Genomic DNA, 12,741 nt, shown 5'->3' with positions numbered 1-12,741 from the left:
TCCGCTTGATTCACCGCGTCCAATCTCTACCGATCTCCCTCTGCCGCCCCCTTCAACCGCTCCAGTACAATCCCGGCTTTGGCGACGTTGTGATCGCCCACCATCTGGACCCCAAGCATGTTGCGCCTGTCTGAAATCAAGCTGCCGTTGAACCACACGCCCGAGGAATTGCCCGCCGCGATTCTCAAGAAACTGGGCGTTCCGGCCAGCGACCTGAACGGCTTCACCATCTTCCTGCGCAGCTACGACGCGCGCAAGAAACACAATATCCTGCTGACCTACACGCTGGATATCGACGTTCAAAATGAAGCAGCGCTGCTCCAGCGCTTCCACGACGACCGCCACGTCAAGCCGACGCCGGACACCGAATACAAATTCGTCGCCCAGGCCCCCGCCAGCCTCGCCAAGCGCCCCATCGTCATCGGCACCGGCCCCTGTGGCCTGTTCGCCGGACTGGTCCTGGCGCAGATGGGCTTCAAGCCCATCATCCTGGAGCGCGGCAAGGCCGTGCGCGAACGCACCAAAGACACCTGGGGCCTGTGGCGCAAGCGCATCCTGAACCCCGAATCGAACGTGCAGTTTGGCGAAGGCGGCGCCGGCACCTTCTCCGACGGCAAGCTCTACAGCCAGATCAAAGACCCCAAGCACTACGGCGAAAAAGTGCTGAAGGAGTTCGTCCTGGCCGGCGCGCCCGAAGAAATCCTGTACGTCGCCAAACCGCACATCGGCACCTTCCGCCTGGTCGGCATGGTCGAAGTCATGCGCGACACCATCACCAAGCTGGGCGGCGAAGTGCGCTTCTCCAGCAAAGTGGAAACGCTGCAGCGCGAAAATGGCCGGGTCACCGGCGTCACGCTCGCCAACGGCGAACATATCGAGGCCGACCACGTCGTGCTGGCCGTGGGCCATAGCGCGCGCGACACCTTCCAGATGCTGCACGACCAGGGCGTCTTCATGGAAGCCAAGCCGTTCTCGATCGGGTTCCGCATCGAACACCCGCAGTCCCTCATCGACAAGGCCCGCTTCGGCCCCAACGCCGGCCACCCCATCCTGGGCGCCGCGGATTACAAACTGGTGCACCACGCCAGCAACGGGCGGTCCGTCTACAGCTTCTGTATGTGCCCGGGCGGCACGGTCGTGGCGGCAACGTCCGAACCCAACCGCGTCGTCACCAACGGCATGAGCCAGTACTCGCGCAACGAACGCAACGCCAACGCCGGCATCGTCGTAGGGATCTCGCCTGAAGTCGACTACCCCGAGCACGTCCTGGCTGGCGTCGACTTCCAGCGCAAATGGGAATCCCAGGCCTTCGAACTGGGCGGCGGCACCTACAGCGCGCCGGGCCAACTGGTCGGCGATTTCATCGCGGGCAAGGCGTCTACCGAATTCGGCTCCGTGCTCCCCTCGTACACCCCGGGCGTACACCTGACCGACCTGGCCACCGCCCTGCCCGACTTCGCCATCACCGCCATCCGCGAAGCCCTGCCCGCCTTCGACAAGACCATCAAAGGCTTCGGCATGCACGACGCCGTGCTGACGGGCGTGGAAACACGAACCTCGTCGCCGGTACGCATCAAGCGGGACAACGAGACGCTGCAAAGCATCAATACACAGGGGTTATTCCCGGCGGGTGAAGGCGCGGGTTATGCGGGCGGGATTCTGTCGGCGGGGGTTGATGGGATCAAGGTTGCCGAGGCGGTGGCGCTGAGCATTATGGGAAGGCAGGGGTAAGGGAAGATCGGCGATGCCCGGGGCGCCCGCCGGGAGTCAGATGCGATCACAAATCTGCCGCGTCCCGCAGGTCTAGCCCTTTCAAATCCGCGGCGCACAACGCGTCGTGCAGCACATGATCGCAATATCGGCCTCGCCGGCCTAAAGGCGGGTCGAACGGCGTTGTCGCACGCATCTGCTCAGCCACTTTCATGGCGGCAGCCAGGCGGGCACCACGGCGCTCCTCGTCCATTCATCTCTCCTGCTGCAACGCAGTGCCCAAGCGTGCCAGCTTGATGGCCACGCACTCAGGCCCGGAAAACCCGTGACCGCGCTTAGCGTGACGAGCCAATCTGCAGAACGGCGAAGTCCCGCTGCATATACCGGTTCATGATCTGCGTCAGAATCGGGTTTCCGACATTCTCTGCTTTCGGCGCAGTCATGCTCACGACCGCCGCACACAGCTTCCCAGCCTGCACGGTACGCCCGGAGACTTCGGCCTGCACCGCACCGGCCATGCTTTGCTTCCATGCCGCGCTCACGCCATCAACCGCCTGCTTGGCAGTGGAGCAATCCGCGTAGGACAGGGAAATCACGACGGCAGGCGCGTTCTTGATCTGCACGTCCGCGATGATTCCCGCAAAGTAAGGCGGGATGCCGCGTGCACTGGATTCGGCAATGGCATGAAGATTCTGCTTCGCGGTTTCCATATCCCCCGGCGTAGCGGGCAACACCTTTGCCGGATCGACGGCTTGCAGACCGAGAACAGGCGAGATGATCGCCGCCTGCACAATCTGGCCGCTGTCCGAAGGCACGGCTTCCTTCAATCCGGCGACGGAGGCCGCAACGATCTCGTTGTCCGCAACGGATGGCGCGGGTCGAGACAGTATTTTCATTCCCTTTGGCGCGGGCGCCTGGACCAGCGCCGCATCCAGAGGCAGTACGAAAGTGGGCATGCCCATCGCGCCTCGCCACGGATCTCGTCCGTTGGCCTTTGTCATATCGGGTTTATTGGGTTCGCCATTTGCGAGCAGGCCCGCAACATCACCATTCACTGTCTTGAAATCAGCCTGCTTCAGGCGATCCACAAACTTATCCGCGGATTCCCTGTCCTTCAGCCCCCAATAGGCGACATTGCCGGGCGCCTGACCAAATCCGGCAAAGTAGGAAAGCTCATCAAAAGGGATCTTCGCGCTATCGGACCACGGGTCCAGGCCGTAACCGATGGATTGAAGCGGGCTGATCGCCTGCGCGATGGACAACCTGCGCATGCCATCCGCGGTTGGCCCGGCTTTCTCCAGCCCACGCCAGGCTTGCACATCCAGAAAGAAGATCTGCATCGCTTCAGGGGCGGTCAACACCACCTGCGGCACCTGCTTCAAGGCTTGCTGCAACGTTTGAGTGCTGTCTTGTGCAGCGACCGAACTACCACAAACAGCCACCAAGCCAAGTGCAAGAGCCTTTAAGCGCATCCAAAATCTCCCGTTAGTGGTTACTTAATCGCGACCCGGGGAGTATATCAATGGTCAGTCACCAATAAAAAAGCCCGCAATTACGCGGGCTTGGCGGTTTCAATACCGGCATATGCCGGCATAAGCCGGACGCGGGATAGGCGTCAACGATATTGCCGGGCGGACCTCATCCACTGGCTGTTTGCGCAATGGCAGGGGCAGTTGCTGGCTGTTGGGCGAGTTCGATGAAGGCCCGCACGTAGTCGATGGCAGTGTCCGCCTCGCGTGCGCCCAGGAAGATCTGCTTTGCAATGCCACGCGCCCCCAGCCGCACGGGCACCACGTCCATCCTGGCCGCGTATTCCTCGACCAGCCAGCGCGGCAAGGCGGCCACGCCGCGTCCGCTGGCGACCATCTGCACCATGATGTCGGTGGTTTCGATGGCTTTGTGGCGCTTGGGCGTGACACCGGCCGGCAACAGGAACTGGTTGTAGATGTCCAGGCGCTCGATATCAACGGGGTAGCTGATGAGCACTTCCTGGGTCAACTGCTGAGGCTTCACATACGCCGCCGACGCCAGGGGATGGCCCTTGGCCACGACCAGCACCTGCTCATAATCGAACACGGGTTCGAACTTGAGACCCGGCTTGAACAGCGGGTCAGGCGTGACCAGCAAGTCGATCTCGTAACCGAAGAGCGCGCCGATCCCGCCGAACTGGAACTTCTGCTTGACGTCCACATCCACGTCGGGCCACGCCGCCAGATAAGGCGAGACCACCTTCAGCAGCCACTGGTAGCAAGGATGGCATTCCATGCCTATGCGCAACGCACCGCGCTCGCCCTGCGCGAACTGGCCCAGGCGCTCTTCGGCCAGGTCCAGTTGCGGCAGCACGCGGTTCGCCACCGCCAGCAGGTATTGGCCGGCCTGCGTCAGGCGCAGGCTGCGACCTTCACGCAGCCAGACGTCGGTGCCCAGTTGCTGCTCCAGTTTCTTCATGCTGTGGCTCAGGGCCGACTGGGTCAGGCTCAGCACGCCGGCGGCGGCCGTCAACGACCCCTGCTTCTCGACCTGCTGAACGATGCTGAGATGGATACGCTCAAGCATTCAGATGAATTCCGCTCATGGATTTGTGAAATAAAACCATTTTACTTCATCACTACCCTCCCCTAGTATCCGCTCCCATTGATCGTTCGCATGTTCGCGAGCGGCCCTTGCCATTAATCAAGTGTTGTATTCGCGGGCACCTCCGCAGCTTCCGGCGGCGCATACGCATTCGGCAGAGCCGCAGCGGCGCGTAGATCCATCATCATGAAAACCAGAATGACACGTCCACTTCGTCTAGTAGCAGTCTCCGGCGGACTGCAACGCCCCTCCAAATCCGCAGCCCTGGCAGAGCACCTGCTGGACCTGATTGCAGACGACGTCCCTGGCGAACAACGCCTGGTCGAACTGGGTCAGCTCGCCCCGCATCTTGCTGGCGCGGTCTGGCGCTCCCACCTGCCCGACACCGTGGAGCAAGCGCTTGTCGCGGTCGAGCAAGCTGACGTCCTGGTGGTGGCAACCCCGGTCTTCCGCGGCTCCTATACGGGCCTGTTCAAGCACTTCTTCGACTTCATTCACCAGGACGCCTTGATCGACAAGCCCGTCCTGCTGGCTGCCACGGGTGGCAGCGAACGCCATGCCCTGATCATCGACCACCAATTGCGGCCGCTGTTCAGCTTTTTCCAGGCACGCACATTGCCGCTGGGCGTGTACGCGACCGACAAGGATTTCGCCGGCTACCGCCTGCAGGACGAGGCCTTGATCCAGCGGGCCAGGCTGGCGGTCCAGCGGGCGTTGCCCTTGGTCGAATTGACGCGTCATTCGAGAGCTGCCGCCGCGGAGGAAGCGGTCGCGGCCTGAAAGCAAGACCCGACTATTGCGCTAATCAGGCTGCATCCCGGGCCTTTCCATCCGACATACGCCCTCTGACTGAACATCCGGCGCGAGGCGCATTTCTCCCGCGCGGCGCCCGTCCAGAAACCGGCACTAACTCCCTGCAAACTTTTTCTCAAAATCAGCGCACGAAACCACAATGAGCAACGCGTTCACATTCAGCATCAAGAGCATCAGCTTCGATGAAAATTACCAGCCATCGGACAACACGCGCATCACCACGAACTTCGCCAATCTGGCCCGGGGAGCCAGCCGCCAGGAGAATTTGCGCAACACCTTGCGGATGATCGACAGGCGCTTCAATAGCCTGGCGCATTGGGACAACCCGACGGGGGATCGCTACGCGGTCGAACTCGAGATCATTTCCGCGGAAATGCACATCGGCGCCGAAGGCGGCAGCATTGTTTTTCCGCTGATCGAGATATTGCAAACAAACATCGTCGACAAGAAAAACAACGAACGCATCGAGGGCATTGCAGGGAACAACTTTTCCTCTTACGTGCGCGACTACGACTTCAGCGTGGTTCTGTCCGAACACAACAACAATAAATCCACGTTCAGCATCCCCGACGATTTCGGCGATCTGCACGGCAAGCTGTTCAAGCACTTTCTGAATTCAAGCGCCTACAAAGAGCGGTTCAGCAAGCCGCCTGTCATCTGCATCAGCGCATCGAGCAGCAAGACCTACCACCGAACCGAGAACCAGCACCCCATCCTGGGCGTCGAGTATCGGCAAGATGAACTCTCATCGACCGATCAGTACTTCGAAAAAATGGGGCTGCAGGTTCGCTATTTCATGCCCCCGGGCAGCGCCGCGCCGCTGGCTTTCTATTTCCAAGGCGACCTGCTTGGCCGCTACAGCAATCTTGAGCTGATCAGCCTGATCAGCACGATGGAAACGTTCCAGAAGATCTACCGCCCCGAGATCTACAACGCCAACTCAGCGGCAGGCAAGCTCTATCGACCGAGCCTGAAGAATCAGGACTACTCCCTGACGCAGATCGTCTATGACCGGGAAGAGCGCAGCCAGCTGGCCGTCAAGCAAGGAAAGTTCACGGAAGAGCACTTCATCAAGCCCTACAAGAAAGTGCTCGATGCCTGGGCCGCCAATTCCGCTCTCTAATCATTCGCAACACACGGAACACTGATCATGAAAAAACTACTGCCCACCTCGACGGCCGGCAGCTTGCCCAAACCTTCCTGGCTGGCCCAGCCCGAGAAACTCTGGTCGCCCTGGAAACTGCAGGACCAGGAACTGGTCGAGGGCAAGCAAGACGCCTTGCGCCTGGCGCTGCAAGAACAGCAACACGCAGGCATCGATATCGTCAGCGACGGCGAGCAGACCCGTCAGCATTTCGTCACCACGTTTATCGAGCACCTCACCGGCGTCGATTTCGAAAAACGTGAAACCGTCAGGATTCGCGATCGCTATGATGCGAGCGTCCCGACCGTCGTGGGTGCCGTCAGCCGCCAAAAGCCCGTTTTCGTCGAAGACGCCAAGTTCCTGCGCCAGCAGACCAAGCAACCCATCAAATGGGCGCTGCCGGGCCCCATGACGATGATTGACACGCTGTACGACGCCCACTACAAGAGCCGCGAAAAGCTGGCCTGGGAATTCGCCAAGATCCTCAACCAGGAAGCCAGGGAACTGGAGGCTGCCGGCGTCGACATCATCCAATTCGACGAGCCGGCATTCAATGTCTTCTTCGACGAGGTGAACGACTGGGGTATCGCCACTCTGGAACGGGCGATCGAGGGCCTCAAGTGCGAAACCGCCATCCATATTTGCTATGGCTACGGCATCAAGGCCAACACCGACTGGAAGAAGACGCTGGGTTCCGAATGGCGCCAGTATGAGGAATCCTTCCCCAAGCTGCAGAAATCCAGCATCGACATCATTTCGCTGGAGTGCCACAACTCTCAGGTGCCCATCGATCTGATTGAACTTATTCGTGGCAAGAAGGTGATGGTAGGCGCCATTGACGTGGCGAGCGATACCGTTGAAACGCCGGAGGAAGTAGCCAACACCCTGCGCAAGGCGCTTAAATTTGTCGATGCCGACAAGCTCTACCCTTGCACGAACTGCGGCATGGCGCCTTTGTCTCGCCGGGTCGCGACGGGCAAGCTGAGTGCTCTCAGCGCAGGCGCGGAAATCGTCCGCAGGGAAATCTCGGCCTGATGCGGATCTAGAGCCGCCACCGCCCCCCGAAAGTTGGACTTGGATCCGACTTTCGGGGTTTTTACTACTGTTCCTTCAGCCCCAACGACTTCATCAACGGGGCGAACAATTTCTTCTCATCCTGCACACGCGTCGCATAGTCGGCCGCGCTCAGCGGTAGCGCCTCAGCGCCGGCGTCCAGGAAGCGCGCACGGATCTCTGGCCGCGCGAGTACCTTGTTGATTTCGGCGTTCATGCGATCGACCACATCATCGCGGGTACCGGCGGCGGCATACATGCCGAACAGGCTGTCCGCGAAAACACCGTCGATGCCGGCCTCGGAAAAGGTTCGTATATCGGGCGCCACGGCAGCGCGTTGCCGGCTCGCCACCGCCAGCACCTTCAGTTTGCCCGCTTGCACCATGGGAAAGACCGTGGCGGGTCCAAACGCGAAGTCGATCTGACCCGCGGCCAGGTCTTGAATCGCCGGCGCCACGCCGCGATATGGCGCATGGGTGGCCTGCATGCCGGTAGCCTGCTTGAGCAACTCGCCCGCCAGATGCGGCGTCGTGCCGTTGCCGGCCGAACCGTAGTTCAGAGGATTAGGCTGCTTGCGCGCGTATTCGACGAACGCTTCGAGCGTATCGACGCCGAGCGAGGACCGGACGAACAGGAACAACTGGCTGTTGGCCAACAAGGCGACCGGCCGCAGGTCCTTCTGCGGATCGAACGGCATGCTGACGAACATCAGCGGGTTGACCGATTCGGTCGTGGACGGATTGAACAAGAAGGTATGGTTGTCCCCCCCATTGCGCGCGACTTCGGCCCCCGCCACGTTGCCGCCCGCGCCGCCCCGATTCTCAACGATGACGGTCTGCTTCAAGGCCTCGGACAAATGCGGCTGCACGGTGCGCGCCAGCACGTCGACCAGCCCGCCAGGGGCCAGCCCCACGACCAGGCGCACGGGCTTGGCGGGCCAGGCCTGAGACGGCGTTTGCGCATGGCTGCCCGTCGCCCAGCCAGTCATCGCCAGCATCACCATGGCCAGACAACGTCTACGCAGCAGCATGCGATTCTCCTAATAGGGCGCCACCGCGCGATCCTGCGTACGGTGCGTCGGGTGCCGCACCACGGTGAACCGCCGCGATGCCTCATCGCGGCGGCAACCCTGCATCAGCCGCTCATTCTTCACAAAACTTTAAGCATAAAGAATCCCTGATAACCCTAGTTTTCCGGCGATGAGCAAGCGGGGCTTAGCGAAAATGCTTTGATCTGAACAAATCGGGCTCAAAGCGCCCCGTTTCCATGCCATGGAAACGGGGCGCTTGGCGATGCGAAAATTTGCCACACAGTGCCAAGCCTTAAATAAAAAAGCCCGCGATTACGCGGGCTTCCGGGGTACTTCTTGCCAGTCGGTGCTGGTCTACACCGGACGCGGGATCACTCCCACTCAATCGTCGCAGGCGGCTTGCTCGACACGTCGTAAACAACCCGGTTGATGCCACGCACTTCATTGATGATCCGCGACGAAACGCGAGCCAGCAACGGATGCGGCAACGGCGCCCAATCGGCAGTCATGAAGTCAAACGTCTGCACAGCCCGCAGCGCCACGACATATTCATACGTCCTTCCATCGCCCATCACCCCCACCGACTTCACCGGCAGGAACACGGCAAACGCCTGCGAGGTCAGCTCGTACCAGGTCAGGCCGCTGGCCTCGTCCTTGGTATTGCGCAGCTCTTCAATGAAGATCGCATCCGCACGGCGCAGCAGTTCAGCATATTCATGCTTCACTTCGCCCAGGATGCGCACGCCCAAGCCCGGACCGGGGAACGGATGGCGGTAGACCATCTGCGGCGGCAGGCCCAGCGCCACGCCCAGCTCGCGGACTTCGTCCTTGAACAGTTCGCGCAGCGGTTCCAGCAGTTGCAGGTTCAGCGTGTCCGGCAGGCCGCCTACATTGTGGTGCGACTTGATGGACGTGGCCTTGCCCGTCTTGGCGCCAGCGGATTCGATGACGTCGGGGTAGATGGTGCCCTGGGCCAGCCACTTGGCGCTTTGCTGCTTGCCGGCCTGTTCCTGGAACACTTCGACGAATTCGCGGCCGATGATCTTGCGCTTGGCTTCGGGGTCGGCCACGCCGGACAGCTTGCCCATGAATTGCGCGGTGGCATCGACGTGAATGATCTTCACGCCCATGTTTTCGGCGAAGGTCTGCATGACCTGCTTGCCTTCGTCCAGGCGCAAGAGGCCGTGGTCGACGAAGACGCAGGTGAGCTGGTCGCCGATGGCCTTGTGGATCAGCGCGGCGGCTACCGACGAGTCCACGCCGCCGGACAGGCCCAGGATGACTTCGTCCGTGCCGACCTGCTCGCGGATGCGGGCGACGGCCTCGGAGACGTAGTCGGGCATGTTCCAGTCGCCCGTGCATTCGCAGATTTCGTTCACGAAGCGGGCCAGCATGGCCTTGCCCTGAACGGTGTGCGTGACTTCGGGGTGGAACTGGACAGCGTAGAACCGGCGGTCTTCGTCGGCCATGCCGGCGATGGGACACGACGGCGTGGATGCCATCAGCTTGAAGCCCGGGGGCAGCTCGGTGACCTTGTCGCCGTGGCTCATCCAGACCTTCAACATGCCATGGCCTTCGGCCGTGTTGAAGTCTTCCAGGCCTTCCAGCAGCTTGGTGTGGCCGTGGGCGCGGACTTCGGCGTAGCCGAATTCGCGATGGTCCGAGAAGCTGACCACGCCGCCCAGTTGCTGCGCCATGGACTGCATGCCGTAGCAGATGCCCAGGACGGGCACGCCCAGCTCGAACACGGCGTGCGGCACTCGCATGGAGCCTTCTTCGTAGGCGGAGGCGTGGCTGCCGGACAGGATGATGCCCTTCAGGCCCTGCGCCATCTGTTCGCGCACGAAGGCGTCGTCGACGTCGCCCGGGTGGACTTCGGAATAGACGCCGGCTTCGCGGACGCGGCGGGCGATCAGCTGGGTGACTTGCGAACCGTAGTCGAGGATAAGAATGCGCTGGTGCATGGAGACTCTACCCGTTGTAAATAAAACCGCACCGGCAGACCCGCTGATCTTTGCGGTTCTGCCGGTGCGTGATGCATGACATTGTAGTTGACTGTGCGGATCAGTCGGCGCGGTAGTTGGGCGCTTCCTTGGTGATCTGCACGTCGTGCACGTGGGACTCGCGCACGCCCGCGGAGGTGATCTCCACGAATTCGGTCTTGGTGCGCATGTCGTCAATGGAAGCGGCGCCGCAGTAGCCCATCGAGGCGCGGATGCCGCCGACCAGTTGGTAAATGATGGCCAGCACGCTGCCCTTGTAGGGGACGCGGCCTTCGATGCCTTCCGGAACCAGTTTGTCGGCGTTGTTGGCCGGGTCCTGGAAGTAGCGGTCGGCGGAGCCTTCCGTCATGGCGCCCAGGCTGCCCATGCCGCGGTAGGACTTGTACGAACGGCCCTGGAACAGCACGACTTCGCCGGGCGCTTCTTCGGTGCCGGCGAACATGCCGCCCATCATGCACGAGAACGCGCCGGCGGCCAGCGCCTTGGCGACGTCGCCCGAGTAGCGGATACCGCCGTCGGCGATCAGCGGCACGCCGGTGCCTTCCAGCGCCTTGGCGACTTCCGAGATGGCATGAATCTGCGGCACGCCCACGCCAGCGACGATACGCGTGGTGCAGATGGAACCGGGGCCGATGCCGACCTTCACGCCGTCGGCGCCGTATTCGACCAGCGCGCGCGCGGCGGCGGCGGTGGCAATGTTGCCGCCGATGACTTCAACCTTGGGGTAGTTCTGCTTGACCCAGCGCACGCCTTCCAGCACGCCCTTGGAGTGGCCGTGGGCGGTGTCGACAACCAGCACGTCGACACCGGCGGCAACCAGCTTTTCCACGCGCTCTTCGGTGCCGGCGCCCACGCCGACCGCCGCGCCAACGCGCAACTGGCCTTGGGCATCCTTGCTGGCCATCGGGTGTTCGGTGTTCTTGACGATGTCCTTGACGGTGGCCAGGCCACGCAGTTCAAAGCCGTCGTTCACGATCAGCACACGTTCCAGACGGTGCTTGTGCATCAGGGCCTGCGCTTCGTCGAGCGTGGCGCCTTCCTTCATGGTGATCAGGCGTTCCTGCGGCGTCATGATGTTGCGCAGGGGCTGATCCAGGTTTTCTTCGAAGCGCAGGTCGCGGTTGGTCACGATGCCAACCAGCTTGCGGCCTTCGACGACCGGCAGGCCCGAGATGCCATGCTGGCGCTGCAACGCAATGGCGTCGCGCACTTTCATCTGGGGGGTGACGGTGACCGGATCGATCACGATGCCGAATTCGTGGCGCTTGACGCGAGCCACTTCGCGCGCTTGCGCGTCGGCGGACATATTCTTGTGAATGATCCCGATGCCGCCCTCTTGCGCCATGGCGATGGCCAGGCGCGATTCGGTGACGGTGTCCATGGCGGCGGACACAAGGGGGATATTCAGGCTGATATTGCGAGTCAGGCGCGTGGCCAGGGAGGTGTCGCGCGGCAACACCTCGGAATACGCAGGCACCAACAACACATCGTCGAAGGTGAGCGCTTTTTGAACGAGACGCATGGGTAACTCCGGGCGCAAAGCAAGATTATACGCCGCCTGCATGTTTTGCCTAGGTGTTGACCCTAGGTTTGGGCGTAATTTTTATGCGATGAAAACAGGTATCCTGTCGGCATCAAATATTTTACCCGGATGATATTGACGGCTCTTTTTACCTGGGTAATAATTCGCCCATCAAATTCACCCGGATAAAAACACATCATGAACTCCCCCCTTCCTTCCGATCCCCATACCGCCTTTGAAGGCCATCGCATTCTTGCAGCCGGCACGCTGGCCGACGTGGCGCTGGCGGTCAAGCACGCGATGGTCACGCGCGGCGACAGCACCCTGCTTGTCTTCCAGGACTCGTCCGGCAAACAGGTGGATCTGGACCTGAGCGGCAACGAAGCGCAGATCGTTGCGCGGCATGCCCCGGCGGCGGCCCCCGCCCCCGCCCCCGCCGCCACTTCCGCGAACGACGACGCCGAGCCGGACGCGGCGCCACGCGGCCGCGGCCGGCCCAAGCTGGGGGTGGTGCCGCGCGAAGTGACCCTGCTGCCGCGCCACTGGGACTGGCTTGCCGCGCAGCCCGGCGGCGCATCGGTGGCACTCCGCAAGCTGGTGGAACAGGCCCGCCGCGACAACGAGGCGCGGGATGCCCGCCGCGAACGCCAGGAGGCGGCGTACCGTTTCATGGCGAGCATGGCCGGGAACCTGCCGGGTTTCGAGGAGGCGACGCGCGCCCTGTATGCCGATGACCGCGAAGGCTACGCGCAGCAGGTCGCACAATGGCCGCAGGATGTGCGCGGCTATGCGATGGGCCTGGCCTGGGGGTCGCCCGCGTAGCGCATTGACGCCCGTGCGCGCAGCTTTTACTTTTCGTGTACACGTTATCGACTTGCCCCCGGGGCCGCCG

Annotated in this window: 11 protein-coding genes; 5 read left to right on the top strand and 6 right to left on the bottom strand. The window is 62.0% G+C overall.

The genetic code is table 11. The annotated features are described in order from the left end of the window. Nucleotides 1-117 precede the first annotated feature (117 nt). Nucleotides 118-1,731 (top strand): NAD(P)/FAD-dependent oxidoreductase, encoded by a 1,614-nt coding sequence (locus tag ASE30_RS03325; RefSeq protein ID WP_057282807.1) that lies wholly within the window; start codon nt 118-120, stop codon nt 1,729-1,731. Nucleotides 1,732-1,777: 46 nt separating this feature from the next. Here the strand turns inward: ASE30_RS03325 and ASE30_RS03320 are convergent, their stop codons facing one another. From ASE30_RS03320 to ASE30_RS03310, 3 genes are all read right to left on the bottom strand, one after another. After that, the gene (locus ASE30_RS03320) at nt 1,778-1,963 is read right to left on the bottom strand and encodes a hypothetical protein (RefSeq protein WP_057282806.1); all 186 of its coding nucleotides are present in this window, start codon (nt 1,961-1,963) and stop codon (nt 1,778-1,780) included. 82 nt (nt 1,964-2,045) lie between these two features. Next, nucleotides 2,046-3,182, bottom strand: a complete 1,137-nt coding sequence (locus ASE30_RS03315) for a hypothetical protein (protein ID WP_057282805.1) — start codon at nt 3,180-3,182, stop codon at nt 2,046-2,048. 166 nt (nt 3,183-3,348) lie between these two features. Next, complete coding sequence (locus ASE30_RS03310) at nt 3,349-4,266, bottom strand: LysR family transcriptional regulator (protein ID WP_057282804.1); 918 nt, start codon at nt 4,264-4,266, stop codon at nt 3,349-3,351. Between the two features lie 216 nt (nt 4,267-4,482). Here ASE30_RS03310 and msuE point away from each other — a divergent pair, with 216 nt between their 5' ends. The 3 genes from msuE (at nt 4,483) to ASE30_RS03295 (ending at nt 7,276) form a co-directional block, all read left to right on the top strand. After that, nucleotides 4,483-5,064 (top strand): FMN reductase, encoded by a 582-nt coding sequence (gene msuE, locus ASE30_RS03305; protein ID WP_057282803.1) that lies wholly within the window; start codon nt 4,483-4,485, stop codon nt 5,062-5,064. A gap of 172 nt (nt 5,065-5,236) precedes the next feature. Further along, complete coding sequence (locus tag ASE30_RS03300; RefSeq protein ID WP_057282802.1) at nt 5,237-6,220, top strand: DUF1852 domain-containing protein; 984 nt, start codon at nt 5,237-5,239, stop codon at nt 6,218-6,220. Between the two features lie 27 nt (nt 6,221-6,247). Next, the gene (locus ASE30_RS03295) at nt 6,248-7,276 is read left to right on the top strand and encodes a methionine synthase (RefSeq protein WP_057282801.1); all 1,029 of its coding nucleotides are present in this window, start codon (nt 6,248-6,250) and stop codon (nt 7,274-7,276) included. A 64-nt stretch (nt 7,277-7,340) separates the two neighbouring features. Here the strand turns inward: ASE30_RS03295 and ASE30_RS03290 are convergent, their stop codons facing one another. From ASE30_RS03290 to guaB, 3 genes are all read right to left on the bottom strand, one after another. Next, nucleotides 7,341-8,324, bottom strand: a complete 984-nt coding sequence (locus ASE30_RS03290; protein WP_057282800.1) for a tripartite tricarboxylate transporter substrate binding protein — start codon at nt 8,322-8,324, stop codon at nt 7,341-7,343. A 371-nt stretch (nt 8,325-8,695) separates the two neighbouring features. Then, a complete protein-coding gene (guaA, locus tag ASE30_RS03285) occupies nt 8,696-10,288 on the bottom strand; it encodes a glutamine-hydrolyzing GMP synthase (protein WP_057282799.1) in 1,593 nt (530 codons plus the stop codon). 100 nt (nt 10,289-10,388) lie between these two features. Next, nucleotides 10,389-11,849, bottom strand: a complete 1,461-nt coding sequence (gene guaB / locus ASE30_RS03280) for an IMP dehydrogenase (RefSeq protein ID WP_057282798.1) — start codon at nt 11,847-11,849, stop codon at nt 10,389-10,391. Between the two features lie 198 nt (nt 11,850-12,047). On the opposite strand from guaB, the gene ASE30_RS03275 reads away from it, so the two are divergent. Further along, nucleotides 12,048-12,671 (top strand): DUF2239 family protein, encoded by a 624-nt coding sequence (locus ASE30_RS03275; RefSeq protein WP_057282797.1) that lies wholly within the window; start codon nt 12,048-12,050, stop codon nt 12,669-12,671. The last annotated feature ends 70 nt before the right edge of the window (nt 12,672-12,741 follow it).

It is taken from the genome of Achromobacter sp. Root83 (assembly GCF_001428845.1).
GTDB lineage: Bacteria > Pseudomonadota > Gammaproteobacteria > Burkholderiales > Burkholderiaceae_B > Achromobacter.
This window is presented reverse-complemented; position numbering and strand designations above follow the sequence as displayed.